The 15,945-nt window shown below is 68.9% G+C and carries 14 protein-coding genes; 11 read left to right on the top strand and 3 right to left on the bottom strand.

Going from position 1 to position 15,945, the window contains the following annotated elements; genetic code table 11:
- From VGC56_RS18795 to metG, 8 genes are all read left to right on the top strand, one after another.
- Positions 1-615: an HdaA/DnaA family protein gene (locus VGC56_RS18795; RefSeq protein ID WP_464127356.1), complete on the top strand. Its 615-nt coding sequence runs from the start codon at positions 1-3 to the stop codon at positions 613-615.
- Between the two features lies 1 nt (position 616).
- The gene (locus VGC56_RS18790; RefSeq protein WP_464127355.1) at positions 617-2,791 is read left to right on the top strand and encodes an RNA degradosome polyphosphate kinase; all 2,175 of its coding nucleotides are present in this window, start codon (positions 617-619) and stop codon (positions 2,789-2,791) included.
- A gap of 12 nt (positions 2,792-2,803) precedes the next feature.
- Entirely contained in the window at positions 2,804-4,267 is a 1,464-nt protein-coding gene (locus VGC56_RS18785) for a Ppx/GppA phosphatase family protein (RefSeq protein ID WP_464127353.1), read from the top strand.
- Positions 4,268-4,377: 110 nt separating this feature from the next.
- The gene (locus tag VGC56_RS18780) at positions 4,378-5,424 is read left to right on the top strand and encodes a lytic murein transglycosylase (RefSeq protein WP_464127352.1); all 1,047 of its coding nucleotides are present in this window, start codon (positions 4,378-4,380) and stop codon (positions 5,422-5,424) included.
- 93 nt (positions 5,425-5,517) lie between these two features.
- On the top strand, positions 5,518-6,684 hold the full coding sequence (locus VGC56_RS18775) for a D-alanyl-D-alanine carboxypeptidase family protein (protein ID WP_464127350.1): 1,167 nt from the start codon (positions 5,518-5,520) through the stop codon (positions 6,682-6,684).
- A 1-nt stretch (position 6,685) separates the two neighbouring features.
- Positions 6,686-7,312, top strand: coding sequence for a dTMP kinase (tmk, locus tag VGC56_RS18770; protein WP_464127349.1), 627 nt, complete (start codon positions 6,686-6,688; stop codon positions 7,310-7,312).
- Complete coding sequence (locus VGC56_RS18765) at positions 7,309-8,295, top strand: DNA polymerase III subunit delta' (protein WP_464127347.1); 987 nt, start codon at positions 7,309-7,311, stop codon at positions 8,293-8,295. Before tmk ends, VGC56_RS18765 begins: the two co-directional genes overlap by 4 nt.
- A gap of 56 nt (positions 8,296-8,351) precedes the next feature.
- The gene (gene metG / locus VGC56_RS18760) at positions 8,352-9,905 is read left to right on the top strand and encodes a methionine--tRNA ligase (RefSeq protein WP_464127345.1); all 1,554 of its coding nucleotides are present in this window, start codon (positions 8,352-8,354) and stop codon (positions 9,903-9,905) included.
- Between the two features lie 253 nt (positions 9,906-10,158).
- Here metG and VGC56_RS18755 read toward each other — a convergent pair whose 3' ends face one another.
- Complete coding sequence (locus VGC56_RS18755) at positions 10,159-12,192, bottom strand: M13 family metallopeptidase (protein ID WP_464127344.1); 2,034 nt, start codon at positions 12,190-12,192, stop codon at positions 10,159-10,161.
- Positions 12,193-12,359: 167 nt separating this feature from the next.
- Here VGC56_RS18755 and VGC56_RS18750 point away from each other — a divergent pair, with 167 nt between their 5' ends.
- Entirely contained in the window at positions 12,360-13,004 is a 645-nt protein-coding gene (locus tag VGC56_RS18750) for a methyltransferase family protein (RefSeq protein WP_464127342.1), read from the top strand.
- A 1-nt stretch (position 13,005) separates the two neighbouring features.
- Here the strand turns inward: VGC56_RS18750 and VGC56_RS18745 are convergent, their stop codons facing one another.
- The gene (locus tag VGC56_RS18745) at positions 13,006-13,278 is read right to left on the bottom strand and encodes a DUF4242 domain-containing protein (protein ID WP_464127341.1); all 273 of its coding nucleotides are present in this window, start codon (positions 13,276-13,278) and stop codon (positions 13,006-13,008) included.
- Between the two features lie 222 nt (positions 13,279-13,500).
- Here VGC56_RS18745 and VGC56_RS18740 point away from each other — a divergent pair, with 222 nt between their 5' ends.
- Positions 13,501-13,866: a hypothetical protein gene (locus tag VGC56_RS18740; RefSeq protein ID WP_464127339.1), complete on the top strand. Its 366-nt coding sequence runs from the start codon at positions 13,501-13,503 to the stop codon at positions 13,864-13,866.
- A gap of 20 nt (positions 13,867-13,886) precedes the next feature.
- On the opposite strand, the gene VGC56_RS18735 is transcribed toward VGC56_RS18740, so the two are convergent.
- A complete protein-coding gene (locus tag VGC56_RS18735) occupies positions 13,887-14,447 on the bottom strand; it encodes a GNAT family N-acetyltransferase (RefSeq protein ID WP_464127337.1) in 561 nt (186 codons plus the stop codon).
- 467 nt (positions 14,448-14,914) lie between these two features.
- On the opposite strand from VGC56_RS18735, the gene VGC56_RS18730 reads away from it, so the two are divergent.
- Positions 14,915-15,889, top strand: coding sequence for a cell wall hydrolase (locus tag VGC56_RS18730; protein WP_464127336.1), 975 nt, complete (start codon positions 14,915-14,917; stop codon positions 15,887-15,889).
- Positions 15,890-15,945: the final 56 nt, after the last annotated feature.

Here is a 15,945-nt window from a genome sequence, read left to right as displayed (position 1 = left end):
GTGGCGCAGATCGCGCTGCCGCTGGACTGGCCGGTCGCCGATGCCGACGAGGATTTCCTCCTCTCCGATGCCAACCGCGCCGCCTTCGACCATCTGAAGCGATGGTCGGTCTGGCCGGTCATGGCGACGCTTTTGACGGGGCCGCGCAAATCGGGCCGGAGCCTGCTCGGCCGAATCTTCGTGCGCAAGACCGGCGGGCGCCTGTTCGACAATGCCGAGGACCATGACGAGGAGGCGCTGTTCCACGCCTGGAACCACGCCCAGGAGACGCGGCGGCCGCTGCTGATCGTCGCCGACCGGCCGGCCCCCGCGTGGGACATCCAGCTTCCGGACCTGCGCTCGCGCCTCACCGCCACGCCGCACGTGGAGATTGCCGAGCCGGACGACGACCTCATCGTCAACCTGATCATGAAGCTGCTCGGCGACCGCGGCATCGCCGTTCCGCTCGAGCTGCCCGCCTTCCTGCTGCCGCGGATCGAACGCTCCTACATCGCCGTTCAGCAGGTGGTGGATGCGTTGGACCGCGCCGCTTTGTCACACCATCGTCGCATTACCGTCGCAATGGCGAAGCGGGCGCTGCAGGAAGCCGGGATCATGAAACGGGCGAAATTCTGAGATGGCCGACGCCGCCGTTCCGCGTGCCCCCGAGGCTGAGGAGCCGGAATCTGCGCTCGCCGCCTTTGCACCCAAGGACCGCTACTTCAACCGCGAGCTCTCCTGGCTGGCCTTCAACCGCCGCGTGCTCGAGGAAGCCTGCAACACCGCCCATCCGCTGCTCGAGCGGCTCCGTTTCCTCTCCATCTCCGGCAACAATCTCGACGAATTCTTCATGGTGCGCGTCGCCGGGCTGAAGGCGCACCGGCTGCTCGGCGTTGAGGAAGTCTCGGTCGACGGAATGAGCCTCAACCAGCAGCTTGCCGCCGTCGCCGCCGAATCGGACCGGCTGACGCTGGCCCAGCAGCAGGTCTGGGCGGACCTGCGGGGTGCCCTTGCCCAGAAGGGGGTGGTGGTCCTCGGCCGCGACGACGCCGTCGACCCCGAGACGCAGGCCTTTCTCGACCGCCATTTCCGCGAGCAGATCTTTCCGGTTCTGACGCCGCAGGCGCTCGACCCGGCCCATCCGTTCCCGTTCATCCCCAATCGCGGCTTCTCGCTCGTCTTCGACCTGAAGCGCATCGCGACCGGCGCCAGCATCCGCGAGCTGCTGATGGTGCCGCCCAGCCTGCCGCGCTTCCTCCGCCTCCCCGGCGGCGAGGCGCGCTACATGGCGATCGAGACGCTCATCCGCCGCAACATCGGCACCCTCTTCCCGGGCGCCGAGCTGGTGGGGGAGGGCGCCTTCCGCATCATCCGCGACAGCGACATCGAGATCGAGGAGGAGGCAGAGGACCTCGTCCGCTACTTCAGGAGCGCCATCAAGCGCCGGCGCCGCGGCCGCGTCATCCGCCTCACCTTCGCCGCGGGCATGGCCGCCCCCCTCGTCCAGCTGGTCAAGGACGGCCTCGCCGCTACCGACGCCCTCGTCGCCGAATCGACCGGCTTCGTCGGCGTCGCCGACTTGGACGCGCTCTACGAGGAGGACCGGCCCGACCTCAAATTCGCGCCCTTCACCGCCCGCTTCCCGGAGCGGATCCGCGAGCATGGCGGCGACTGCTTCGCGGCGATCAGCTCGAAGGATATCGTCGTCCACCACCCCTATGAGAGCTTCGAGGTGGTGGTCGAGTTCCTGAAGCAGGCCGCCGCCGACCCCGACGTGGTGGCGATCAAGCAGACGCTCTACCGCGCCGGCAAGCAGTCGGCGATCATCCGTGCGCTGATCGACGCGGCGGAGGCCGGCAAGTCGGTGACGGCGGTGGTCGAGCTTAAGGCGCGGTTCGACGAGGAGCAGAACCTCCTCTGGGCATCGGCCCTGGAGCGGGCGGGGGTGCAGGTCGTCTACGGCTTCATTGACTGGAAGACCCACGCCAAGGTCTCCGTCGTCGTGCGGCGCGAGGAGAAGGGCTACCGCACCTACTGCCATTTCGGTACCGGCAACTACCATCCGGTCACGGCGCGCATCTACACGGACTTGAGCTTCTTCACCGCTGACCCGCGCCTCGGCCGCGATGCGGCGCAGCTGTTCAACTACATCACTGGGTATGTGGAACCGCGCGGGCTCGAACTGCTCACCATCTCGCCTCTGGGCCTGCGCGACGAGCTCTGCCGCCTCATCGACCGCGAGATCGCCTTCGCCCGCTCAGGCGCGCCGGCGCAGATCTGGGCCAAGCTCAACGCGCTGGTCGACCCGCCGATCATCGACAAACTCTACGAGGCGAGCGCGGCGGGGGTGGAGATCGACCTCGTCATCCGCGGCATCTGCTGCCTCAGGCCGGGGGTCGACGGCCTCTCGGAGAATATTAGGGTCAAGTCGATCGTCGGCCGCTTCCTCGAGCACAGCCGCATCTGGTGCTTCGGCAATGGCGACGAGCTGCCGAACCGAGAGGCGCGGGTCTATATCAGCTCGGCCGACTGGATGCCGCGCAACTTCGACCGGCGGGTCGAATATATGGTGCCGATCGAGAACCCCACGGTGCATGCCCAGGTGCTCGACCAGGTGATGGTTGCCAATCTGATCGACAATGAGCAAAGCTGGCGCCTGCTCCCGGACGGCACATATGAGCGCATTGAAAGCAATGGCGACAAGCCGTTCAACCTCCACCATTATTTCATGACGAACCCGTCCTTATCCGGGCGCGGGGCGGCGCTGCGCTCGAGCGGCTCGGTTCCCAAGCTGCGCTTCCGCCGGGGCTGAGGGAAGCCGTCCTTGCCCCATCGCGAACCCATCGCCGTCATCGACATCGGCTCGAACTCCGTTCGCCTCGTCGTCTATTCGGGCGCGCCGCGCGCACCCTCGATCATCTTCAACGAGAAGGTCCTGGCCGGGCTGGGGCAGGGCCTCGACAAGACCGGCGAGCTGGCGGAGGGGCCGCGGGCGCGGGCGATGTCGGCGCTGCGGCGGTTCCGGCTGCTGGTCGAGGCGATGGCCGTGAAGCAGCCGCACGTCCTCGCCACCGCCGCCGTGCGCGACGCAAGGAACGGCCCGGCCTTCCTGGACGATATCCGCGCTTTGGGGCTGCATCCGCAGGTGATTTCGGGCGAGGCCGAAGGCGTTCTCGCCGGCATGGGCGTCCTCTCCGGCATCCCGGATGCGGAGGGGATCGTCGGCGACCTCGGCGGGGGCAGCCTCGAGCTGGCCGAAGTCCGCCCAGGGGAAGTGCGCAAGTCGATCTCGCTTCCGCTCGGCGTGCTGCGCATCGGCGAACCCGACGCAGCCAATGAGAAGAAGGTCCGCGCCTGCCTCGCCGAGGCGCTTGCCGCCTCGAAGCTCGGCAAGAGGGGCAAGGACCGGCCGCTCTACCTCGTGGGCGGCTCCTGGCGCGCCTTGGCCCGGCTCGACATCATCTCGACCGGCTATCCGCTGCCGATCACCCACGATTACCGGATGGCGCCGAGCCGCCCGGCCGAACTCAGGAAGCTCATCGCCAATCTCGACCAGGCCGATCTGCGCAGCCTCCGCATGCTCACGGCTTCGCGCATCCCGACCCTGCCGGCCGCGAAGATGGTCCTCACGGCGCTCGTCGACACGCTGGAGCCCTCGGAGCTGGTCGTGTCGAGCTTCGGCATCCGGGAGGGCTTCCTTTATCAGGCGCTCTCCGCCGCCGAGCGCGCCCGCGACCCGCTGATCGAGGCGACCCGCGCCGCCGGCCGCGGCCTCAGCCGCTTTGGGGAGCATGGCGACAGGCTCGACCGCTGGATCGCGCCGATCTTCGACGACGGGCCCGCCGCCGCCCGCATCCGCCTCGCCGCCTGCCTGCTCGCCGACGTCGCCTGGGCGGCGCATCCGGACTTTCGCGCCGAGCGCGGCGTCGAGATGGCGCTCCACGGCAATTGGGTCGGCGTCGAGGCGTGCGAGCGGGTGATGATGGCGCAGGCCCTGTTCTCGAACTTCGGCGGCGGCCGCTCCTTCCCCGATGCGAACGTCGCCGGTTTGTGCGGCAAGCCGGAGCTGGAGCGCGCGGCGCGCTGGGGGCTTGCCATGCGGCTCGGCCAGCGTCTTAGCGGCGGCCTTGCCCGCACGTTGGAGCGCAGCCGTCTCTCCCGCAAAGGGGACGTTGTGTATCTCACCCTCGCCAAGGGAGAAGGCGATCTGTTCGGAGAAACGGTCGACCGGCGGCTGGCGAAGCTTGCCTCGTCGCTCGGGTGCCGCGGCGAGGTGCGGGTCGGCTGAACGAAGATCGCTGGCGCGCGCTGCCGGGCCGGATCGTGCAACCTGCGGGCTGAAGCGGGTATTCAGGAGGGCCGGCCCTGTGGCATCAGGGGCTTGGCGGAGGGTGTGTAATGCGTGCGGTGTTCCTTAAAGCGGTGGCGGCCATAGCGCTGGCGTCTCCAGCCATGCCGGCGGCCTCGTCCGCCGCGCAATCCTCGCTGAGCGACCAGGGTTTCCAGGCCTTCCTGCCGCAGCTTCGCGCCCGCGCCTTTGCCGCCGGGGTGCGCCGCGAGACGGTCAATGCGGTGTTCCCAACGCTCGAATTCAGCGCCCGCACGATCCAGCTCGACCAGGGCCAGCCGGGGGTGATTGCGGGGAGCAACGCCAACCCGCCGTTCGCGCCCTATCGCGCCCAGCATGTCGGCGCCGCGCTCGTCGCCGCCGGCCGGAGCCGCTACCAGACCTATCTTCCGCAGCTGCGCGAGATCGGCCGCCGCTATGGCGTCACGCCGTCCATCCTCGTCGCGATCTGGGGGCATGAGACGAGCTACGGCGCGGTGACCGGCAATTTCGACCTCCTGAACTCCCTCGCCACCTTGGCCTATGAGGGCCGGCGTCGGGATCTCTTTGCCGACGAGTTCGTCGCGGGGCTGAAGATGATGGACCGCGGCGTGCCGCGCGCGCGGCTGCGGGGGAGCTGGGCGGGGGCGACGGGCTATCCCCAATTCCTGCCGTCGGTGTGGCTGCGCTCGGCGGTCGACTATGACGGGGACGGGCAGGCGGACATCTGGCGCAACGCGCCCGATGCGCTGGCCTCGATTGCCAATTACTTCTCGAAGGCGGGATGGCGGCCGGGGGTGCCGTGGGGGATTGCGGTCAACGTCCCGGCGGGACTCAACCGGGCATCGCTCCGCTCCCGGGTCGCGGCGCCGCGCTGCCCGCGGGTGTTCGAGCGGCACAGCCGCTGGCTGAGCTTCGCCGAGTGGCGGCGGCTCGGCCTCGTGCCGCAAGCGGGGAACTGGCCGCGGGACGCGGAGATGGCGACCCTGATCGAGCCCGACGGGCCGGGCCGGACGGCCTATCTGACGACCGCCAATTACCGGGTGATCCTCGACTATAATTGCTCCAATTTCTATGCGCTTTCGGTCGGGCTGCTTGCCGATGCGGTGGCGCGCTAAGCGGGTGGCGCGGAGCGGGTTTCGCGGTTAAAAAGGTGGCGAAAGTGCCGCGCACGGATGTTGGCGCCAACATTAGATTCTGTCGGAGAAGTGATGCGTAAGTTCTTGATCATAGGGGCTTTAGGCTCCGCAGTCGCGCTTCCGGCCATGGCCGCCGCGCCACCTTTCGAAACCTCGGCCCGGGTCGCCTACATGATCGACCTGTCTTCGGGCGCGACGCTCTACGCCAAGGATGCCGACGTGCGCATGCCGCCGGCGTCGATGGCGAAGATGATGACCGTCCACATCGCCTTCAACCTGATCAAGAAGGGCGAGCTGAAGCTCCAGCAGAATTGCGAGGTCCGGCCCGAAACCTGGAAGCAGTGGCATGGCCCCGCGGCCGGCTCGACCATGTTCTTGTCGCCCGGCGAGCAGGTCAGCGTCGAGAATCTGCTCCATGGCGTCGTGACGCTGTCGGGCAACGACGCCAGCGTCGTCATCGCGGAATGCATTTCGGGCACCGAGCCCGCCTTTGCGAACCTGATGAACCAGGAAGCGCAGCGGCTCGGCATGACCAACAGCCATTTCGGCAATTCAAACGGCTGGCCCGACGCCGGAATCACCTACGTGACCGCGCACGACCTCGCCCGCCTCGCCCGCGCGACGATCGAGACGACGCCGGACCTCTACAAGCGCTTCTATACCCAGACGTCGTTCACCTGGGGCAAGACGATGGGCGGGAACCAGCCGATCGAGCAAGGGAACCGCAACCCGTTGCTCGGGCGGGTGCCGGGCGCCGACGGCCTCAAGACCGGCCATACCGACGAAGCGGGCTACGGCTTCACCGGCTCCGCCGAGCAGAACGGGCGGCGGCTGATCATGGTCGTCGCCGGCCTGCCGAGCTTCAATGCCCGGATCGAGGAATCGGTCAAGTTCATGAACTGGGGCTTCCACGCCTGGAAGGCGCAGCCCCTGTTCAAGGCGAACCAGAAGGTTGCCGACGCGCAGGTCCAGCTCGGCTCGGCCAAGAAGGTCGCCCTCATCGCGCCCGGCGACATCGCCGTGACGCTGCCGGCCGGCCTCGGCGCCAACGTGCGCGTCAAGGTCGTCTATGACGGCCCGATCAAGGCGCCGATCGCGAAGGGCCAGCATGTCGCCGACCTCGTCGTCTCGACCCCTGACACGCCGCCGCAGACCATGCCGCTGGTAGCGGCGGAGGCCGTCGGCCAGGCGGGCTTCTTCGGCCGCATCTGGCTCGGGCTGACGTCGCTCTTTGGTTGAGGTGCCGCCCGGCCGCTTCATCAGCCTCGAAGGCGGGGAAGGGGCCGGCAAGTCAACCCAGCTGCGGCGCCTCGCCGAGGTGCTCCGCGGGCGCGGCCTCGACGTCCTGGAAACGCGCGAGCCCGGCGGCAGCGAAGGGGCGGAGCTGATCCGCCGCCTGCTGCTCGAGGGGCCTGAGGAGCGGTGGACGGCGGAAGCGGAGGCCCTGCTCTTCGCCGCCGCCCGCGCCGACCATGTCGCCCGCACGATACGCCCGGCGGTGGAGCGGGGCGCCTGGGTGCTTTCCGACCGCTTCCTCGACAGCTCGCTCGCCTACCAGGGCGGCGCGCTCGGCCTGGGCACCGAGGCGATCCGCGCGCTGCACCGGTTCGGGAGCCGCGACTATCTGCCCGACCGGACCTTGCTCCTCACCCTGCCGGCGAAGGAGACGGAGCAGCGGCTGCGGTTCCGGGACGCAGACGGTGCCGACCGCATCGGTGCGCGTGACGCCGCTTTCCACGCAGGCGTCGCCGCGGCCTTCGAACAGCTTGCCGACGAGGAGCCGGGGCGGTTCCGGCGCGTCGACGCGTCCGGCAGCGCCGATGACGTCACCGCGCGTGTTCTAGCCGCCATCGAGGATCTGCTGTGACCCCGCTCTTCGGGCATGACGAGGCGGTTACCGCGTTTCGCGACAGCCTCGACCAGGGGCGGCTCCATCATGCCTGGCTGATCTCGGGGCCCGAAGGGATCGGCAAGGCCCTGTTCGCCGAGAAGGCGGCGCTGCGGGTGCTGGCGCAGGGGCAGGGGCCGGTCTCCGAGCCGGGGCTCGACGTGCCGGACGCGCATCCGGCGGCGCGGCTGGCGGCGGCGGGGAGCCACCCCGACCTGATGCGGCTGGAGCGGCTGGCGCGGGACAACGGCTCGGGCGACCTTGCCCGGTCGATCAGCGTCGACCAGGTGCGCTCGCTCTCCCGCTTGTTCTCGACCACTGCCTCGATGTCGCCATGGCGGGTGGTGGTCATCGACGCCATCGACGATCTCGAGCGCGCCGCCGCCAACGCGCTCCTCAAGAATTTGGAGGAGCCGCCGCCGAGCTCGCTTTTCCTCCTCGTCAGCCACGCTTCCGAGCGGCTGCTCCCGACGATCCGCTCGCGCTGCCGCCAGCTCCGCCTGTCGCCGCTCGAGGATGACGCCATGACGTCGGCGCTGCGCAATGCCCTGCCCGACGCCGAGACGCGGGAGATCGAGGATCTGAAAGCCGCCGCCGCCGGCTCCCCGGGCCGCGCGCTGCAGTTCCGCGGGCTCGACATTGCCGCTCTCGACCGCGCGATGGAGGCGATCGTCCGCGATGGCGACGCGACCAATGCCCGCCGCAGCGCGCTGGCGCAGAGCCTTGCGCTCAAATCCGCGCAGCCGCGCTACGAGGTCTTTCTCGCGCGCGCTCCTTCTCTCGTTGCCCGCGAGGCGCGGACGCGGTGCGGGCCGGCGCTGGCGGAGGCGCTGCGCACCTGGGAGCGGGCGCAGAGCCTCGCCTCGAGCGCTACCCATTTGTCGCTCGAGCCGGAGAGCGTGGTGTTCGAGCTTGGCGGCATGCTGGCGTCGCTGGCGGAGAAGGGGCGGCGCCCCGCCTGAGCGCGGGCCGGTGCGGCCCCTACTCAAGCGCCGAACCTGCCGCTAAAGCCGCGGCCATGGCCGAACCTTTCTACATCACCACCGCGATCAGCTATCCGAACGGCCCGCCGCATATCGGCCACGCCTATGAGGCGATCACGACCGACGTCGTCGCCCGGTTCCAGCGCCTCAAGGGGCGCGACGTGTTCTTCATGACCGGCACCGACGAGCACGGGCTGAAGATGGCGCAGGCAGCCCGCGAGCGCGGCATCGAACCGGCGCAGCTGGCAAACGAAATGTCGTCTCTGTTCAAGGCGATGGACGAGCGGCTTCAGATTTCCTTCGATCGCTTCATCCGCACCACCGAGCCCGCCCACCATGCGGCGAGCCAGGCGATCTGGCGCGCGATGGCTGAGAAAGGCGACATCTACCTCGGGCGCTACGAAGGCTGGTACTCGGTCCGCGACGAAGCTTATTATGACGAGAAGGAGCTCCACACCGCCGAGACCGGCGAGAAGCTCTCGCCGCAGGGCACGCTCGCCGAATGGACGGTCGAGGAGAGCTGGTTCTTCCGCCTCTCCGCCTATCAGGACCGGCTGCTCGCGCATTACGAGGCGCATCCGGAATTCATCCGACCCGAGGCGCGGCGCAACGAGGTGATGCGGTTCGTCGAGGGCGGGCTTTCCGACCTCTCCATTTCTCGGACCAGCTTCGAATGGGGCGTCAAGGTGCCGGACAGCGACCGGCACGTCATGTACGTCTGGCTCGACGCGCTCACCAACTACCTAACCGGCGTCGGCTATCCGCACATGGAGTCAGAGACTTACAAGCGTTTCTGGCCGGCGGATATGCACGTCATCGGCAAGGACGTGGTGCGCTTCCACGCGGTCTACTGGCCCGCCTTCCTGATGTCCGCGGGCCTGCCGCTTCCCAAGCAGGTGTTCGGCCACGGCCATGTCCTGCTGCGCGGCGAGAAGATGTCGAAGTCGGTCGGCAACGTCGTCGACCCGCTCGGCCTCGCCGACGCGTTCGGGGTCGACGCGCTGCGCTACTTCCTCGTGCGTGACGTCACCTTCGGGCAGGACGGCAGCTACAGCCCCGAGGCGATCGTGACGCGGGTCAATGCCGACCTCGCCAACAGCTTCGGCAACCTCGCCCAGCGCACCTTGTCTTTCATCGTCAAGAATGGCGGGGCGGTGCTGCCGCAGGGCGGCAAAGGAGACCCGGCCGATGCGGAACTGCTCGCGCTCGTGGCGCGCGCTACGGCGCAGGAGCTGCCGGAGCATTTCGAGAGGCTCGAGCTCAGCCAGGGCATCGAGGCGTGGCTGCGCGCGGTGTTCGCCTGCAACCAATATATCGACGCCCAGGCGCCCTGGGCGCTGCGCAAGACCGACCCGGAGCGGATGATTGCCGTGCTGGCGACTTTGTCCGCGGCGATCATGGACTTGGCGGTGGCGATCCAGCCGGTCATCCCCGTGGGCGCGGCGAAGTTGCTGGGGCAGATGGGGGTGCCGGAAGAGGCGCGAAGCTTCGCGGCGCTCGCCGATCCTGAGCGGTACGCGCGCCTTGGGGGCACACCGCTCGATGCGCCGACGCCGATCTTCCCGCGGCTGGAGCTGCCGGACTCCTAGCTCGGCGGCTTCTCTGCCTCCCTGCCCGCAAAGCGGGTGGGGAGGGGGACCACCCGCAGGGTGGTGGAGGGGTATTTGGAGCGCGCCTCGCCAAAAACCCCTCCACCAGCTTCGCTGGTCCCCCTCCCCATCTGGCGATGGGGAGGCAGAGAGACGGCGTCCCGGCTGCGCGAATTAGAACAGCCCCTCCACCATGCTTCGCATGGTCCCCCTCCCCATGAGGCTGCGCCTCACAGGGAGGACTGGAGGCCTTTTACCAGACGTGGACGCGCTCTTCCGGCGGGAGGTAGAGCTTGTCGCCGGGCTTCACGCCGAAGGCGCGGTACCATTCGTCCATGTTCCGGACGATGCCGTTGACACGGTACTGCTCGGGGCTGTGCGGGTTGGAGAGGAGCTGGGAGCGCAGCGCGCCCTCGCGGGCCTTGCCCTGCCAGCTGTGCGCGTAGGCGAGGAAGAAGCGCTGGTCGCCGGTCATGCCGCCGATCATGGCCGGCTCGCCGTGGCGGGCGACGTAGCGGCGGTAGGCCGCGTAGGCCGCTTCAAGGCCGCCGAGATCGCCGAGATTCTCGCCGAGCGTCAGATGCCCCTTGATGTGGACGCCGGGGATCGGCTCGTAGGCGTCGAACTGCTTCGCGAGCGCCTCGGCATGGACGTTGTAGCGGTCGGCCGACGCCTTGGTCCACCAGTCGCGGAGGCGGCCCTGGGCGTCGAACTGGCGGCCTTCGTCGTCGAAGCCGTGGCCCATTTCGTGGCCGATCGTCGCGCCCGTCTCGCCGTAATTCACCGCCGGGTCCGCCGCCGCGTCGAAGAAGGGCGGCTGCAGCTGGGCGGCCGGGAAGGTGACCTGGTTCAGCGTCGGGTCGTAATACGCGTTCACGGTCTGCGGGTTCATGTCCCACAAGGTCCGGTCGATCGGCTTGGGGAAGCGCGAGAGGTCGAGGTCCCACTTGAACTTGCGCGCCGCCATGGCATTGGCAAGCGCGTTGGTCCGGCTGACCTTCATCGGCGCATAATCGACATATTTGACGGGATGGCCGACGCGCGGATCGAACGAGGCGAGCTTGGCCAGCGCCTCCTTGCGGGTCGGCTCGTCCATCCATGCCGCGTGGTTGATCTTGTCGGCGTAGGCGGCGCGCAGATCCTCGATCATCTCGTCGACCAGCCGCTCGGTCTCCGGCGTCCAATGGTTCTTGATGTAGAGCTGGCCGACCGCCTCGCCCAGATTGGCGTCGAGAAGGCGGATGCCGCGCTTCCAGCGGTCGGCCTGGGCCGGCGTGTCGTTCAGCGCCTTGCCGTAGAAGGCGAAGCGGGCGTCGTCGAGGGCCTTGGGCAGGAACTGGGCGTTGTCGCTGAGGAAGCGGATGGCGAGGAATTCCTTCCACGTCTCGAGCGGCAGGTCGCCGACGGCCTTGCCGGCGGCGGCGACCGCGCTCGGCTCGCCGACGATCACCCGGGTCTGGCCGGCGAGGCCCATGTGGGCGAGCGTGGCCGGCCAGTCGAACTGCGGCGCGAGCGCGGCGAGCTGGGGGAGCGTCATCGGATTGTAGGTGGCGACGGGATCGCGGCGGCGCTCGGGGGTCCACTGCTCCTTCGCGAGCGCGGTCTCGAGGGCGATGTAGCGGTCGGCCTTGGCGCCGGCGTCGGCAATGCCGGCGAGCTCCTGGATGCGGACCAGATAGTCGCGATAGGCCTTGCGGATGCTGTCATACTTGGCGCCGGTGAGCAGGTAATAATCGCGCGTCGGCAGGCCGAGCCGCGCCTGCTGGGCGTAGACGGCGTAGCGGGTCGGATCCTTGACGTCGGCGCCGACGCCGAGGCCGATCGGGGCGGCGTAGCCGGGCTCGCTCATCAGCAGGACGAGGGCCTTCTTGTCCTTGAGGCCGGCGATGCGGTCGAGATAAAGGCGGGCAGGGGTGAGGCCGGCCTTCTCGATCCCGGCTTCGTTCATCCAAGCGCCGTAATAATCGACGATCTGGCGGACGAAGGCGGGCTGGGCTGGCTGGTTCGCGGCGTCCTCGACCATGCGGCGGACCTCGCGCTCGGTCTCGTCGGGGAGGTCGTAATTGTAGCCGATGCGGGACTTGTCGGAGGGGAAGGGGGCGTCGCGCAGCCAGGCGCCGAGCGCATAGCCGAAGAAATCGTCGCCGGGCCTGACGCTGCGGTCGATCAGGGTCTCGTCGACGCCCCATACGCCGTAGCGCGGCTTGGCCGGCTCGGCGCCGAGCGCGGGGGCGGCAAGGAAGGCGGCGCCGAGCAGCAGCGCGCCCGTCAGGCGGAACGAGACCATTGAATTCTCCCGGAAAAAATCTCCCGCACCGGAGATAGCAATTGGCCGGCGGAGCGGCAATGGCGCGGGCTCGATTGCGGCGCGCGGTCTCGCCGAAATGGCGGGATCGCCACCTCTCCTTAACCTCTTGTGGTTAGCGCCGGCCTCGAAGCGCTTGAGGATATGGAATGGCGACGGCTGCGATTGCGAAGGACCTCGGCGAGGCGCGGGAGAAAAGGCTCGCGTTGCTGCTCGATTTCGCCGAGCGGGCCCTGGTCTTCGCGATGATCATCGGCTTCAACATCCGCATCCTGCCGCATTACAGCGAATCGATCTGCTACCTTCTGATCATGGTGTCGGAAGGGGTGACGGCGCTGATGATCCTCATCCGCCGGCCGGGGAAGACGCTGAACACGGTCTATGGTTGGACGCTGGCAGTGCTCGGGACGTTCGCGCCGCTGCTGATCGCGCCCACCCACGCGATGCTGGTCCCGAGCTCGGTCGCCGCTGCGATCATGACGGTGGGGCTGTTCTGCGCGATCTCGGCGAAACTGTTCCTGCGCCGCAGCTTCGGCATCGTGCCGGCCAATCGCGGGATCGAGCGGGAGGGGCCGTACAAGCTCGTCCGCCATCCCATCTATCTCGGCTACGTCATCGCCAATATCGGCTTCCTCAGCGCCAACGTCTCGGCGTGGAACGCGCTCGTCTATGTGAGCTGCTGGGCGGCGATCATCCTGCGCATCCGGGCCGAGGAGGAAGTGCTCTCCACCTCGCCCGAATATGGCGTCTACCAGGCGCAGGTGCCCTACCGGCTGATCCCGTTCGTGTGGTGATCTATTCGGCCGTGGTGGGGTCGATCGTCGCCCGCACTTCGGCGATCGAATTGGCCGGAAACCCGGCGGTCTCGGCGTGCTGGCGGATGAGGTCCTCGCTCGGCGCGCGGTAGATGCAGTAGATCTTGTCGTCGGTGACGTAGGAATGGACCCACTGGATTTCGGGGCCGAGCTGGCGCAGCACGCTGCACGAGCCTTGCGAGGCGCCTTTCAGCTCCTCCGCGCCAAGCCCGCCGACGCCGGGCATGTCCCGCTCGATGACGAATTGCGGCATTGCATCTCTCCCTTTTGAACCGGCCGCGCCCATAGCAGGATTGCGGCCGCGAAACGACTCCGGCGAACCGAAGCGCCTCCGATGCGTTGAGGGCTCGTGTTGCGTTCCTTCCTATTTCGCCGCGGTGTCTGCGGCGCCACGCTCCTCCTCGCGGTCGCCGGGTGCGGCTCCCGGGCTTCCGAGACCGCGACAGCCCCGTCGCCGGAGGAGATCCGCAACCTCATGAAGGGCAATGTCGTGGAGGAAAAGCCGCCGCCGCCGCTGCGGCTCGGAATGCTTGCCGAGGCGGAGATCGCGCCGCGCTTCCGCCAGAAGCCTTTGTGCCGGCTGCGGCAGGGGGAGAAAATGCTGCTCGTCGCCAAGGGGAAGGAGGCGCTGGCGCGGGTCGACGGACGGGTGACGGTGCTGGCGCAGGGCGGGCCGGTGGACGCGACCGGCGCCTTTTTCCGCGGTCCTGGCATCACCATCAGCATCGGCGGCCGCGACCTCCACCCGATCGGCGCCGCGCCGGCCGGCGTGACCCTCGCCGGCGGCCCGCCCGATTCCACGCCGCAGAAGCTCGAAGCGATGTGGGGCTGCACCGGGTGACGCCAGCGCCTGCCGCACGATCAGGCCGCAAGCGCCGCTTGCTGGTCACCGCGGATCGCGGCGCCGAGCGGGCGGACGTGGAGCCGGCAGGGCGTCGCCGCGCCGCCCCGGGCGAGGCTGGTGGCGCGGACGATCTCGCCCGTTGCCGCGAAGCCCAGCCGGTCGAGAAGCCGCGCGCCCGCCGGATTGTCGAGGAAGCTCCAGGCGAGGACGTGGCCGAGCCGCAGGCTGTGGCGCGCCATGTCGAGCAAGGCCGCGCCGGCCTCGCTGGCATAGCCGCGGCCCCAATGCGGGCGGGCCGTCCAGGCGGCGAACAGCGCCTGGCCGTTGCCCATGTGCGCCAGCCCCACGGCGCCGACAAGCTCGGGCGCCCCCAAGCCGCGGCGGTAGACGAGGAGGGTGGTGCGGGCGGGGTCGGCGCTCGCCTCGGCAAGGAACGTTTCCGCCTCGGCCACCGAATAGGGCCAGGGTGCCCCATCGCAATTGCGGGCGACGGCCAGTTCCGAAACCGCGGCGGCCAAAGCGGGCGCGTCCTCGCGCCAGCCGGGCCTCAGCAACAATCTGTCGGTGCGTGCGAACATCTTTCTTCTCCCTTCGCCGCCGGGGCGGCGCGATGATGAGGGAGAAGAAGAGGGAAGGGGGGCGTCCCCTCTCCCTCTTATGGTCTCAGTTGAAACCTGGGGCCGCCCGCCTGGGCGACCGTTTCTCGGCCGCCTATGTCGCCTCCGGCGTAATTTGCATGCACGCCGGAAAGGCTGCGGAGACGCAAAAGGCGCCGCCGCAGACGGTAAGCGGAAGTCGGACGGCAGGAAGGACCCGGTGCGGGGCACCGGCGCGGGTCGCGGCAGAGATCGGCATCGAACCCATGGTCGTCCTTTCCGCACCCAACGTAACAAAGGCTCGCTAGCCTGTCTCGGTGAAAAATTTGATATCGCGGCGAAGACAAAAACAAGGCAAAAACGCGTCCGCCGGCGCCGTCACCCTTGTTAACCATTCCCCAACTCTGCGCCCGTAAAACGACACCCTCTTCACGAGGGGCATTTCACGCATGTTCGACCGGTCGATGCTTGGGCTGCCGATGCTGCTCTTCGCCGCGTCCTGCGTCCCGCAGGCGATGGCGAACACGGCGCCGGACAAGCTCGACGCCGCCGCCCTCGCCAAGGCGGCGAACGCGCCGGTGCCGACCGCCGCCGTCGAGCCGCCGCCTCTGCCCGAGCTTGCCAAGGACATTGCCGTCGGCTCGCCGGCCAGTCCGTTCGACCTCCGACAGGCGTCCGACCATGACGCCCAGACCGCACTCGAATGCCTGACCGCCGCCATCTATTACGAAGCCCGCTCGGAGAGTGAAGGCGGCCAGCGCGCCGTCGCCCAGGTGGTGCTGAACCGCGTCCGCCATCCCGCCTTCCCCAAGAGCGTGTGCGGCGTCGTCTACCAGGGCTCGAACCGCACGACCGGCTGCCAGTTCAGCTTCACATGCGACGGCTCGCTCGCCCGCGGCCGCCAGCCCGGACCATGGGAGCGCGCCCGCCGCATCGCCGAGGAGGCTCTGTCGGGCTACGTCTACGATCCGGTCGGCCTCGCCACCCATTATCACACCACCGCCATCCACCCCTGGTGGGCCGACGCGCTGACCAAGGCGGTGACGATCGGCAACCACATCTTCTACCGCTGGCGCGGCGAGTGGGGCGATCCCAAGTCGTTCCGCCGGCCTTATGTGGGCGCCGAAGCCTATGCGGCCTGGCGCTCCTCGCAGCCGGCCAGCCCCGACGCCCCGGAGCAGGGTCCCAAGCCGGAGATCGTCTTCGGAGTCGCCGTACACCGGGAGGCCAGCGCAGACGCCAACCCCGCGCAGACCGCGCTGGAGGCGGAGGCCGGGGTTCGCGTCCACCGCGCGGGCACGCGGCGGATCGCGCCGGTGCAGGTCGCTGCAGCTGACCCGGCACCGGTCGGCGAGGCGCCCGAAAGCATCCGCGTCCATCGCGGCGGCGATGGCGGCGAAGCAGGGCCTGTCCCGACGCACTGAGGGCCGGACCGGCGGACGACCCCTCTGGAATTTCGCGCTTTTGTGCGGCAGAGAGG

Source organism: Allosphingosinicella sp. (genome assembly GCF_036403745.1).
In the GTDB taxonomy this organism is placed as follows: domain Bacteria; phylum Pseudomonadota; class Alphaproteobacteria; order Sphingomonadales; family Sphingomonadaceae; genus Allosphingosinicella.
The sequence above is the reverse complement of the archived record's forward strand: the minus strand, read 5'-3'. Positions and strand labels throughout refer to the sequence as shown.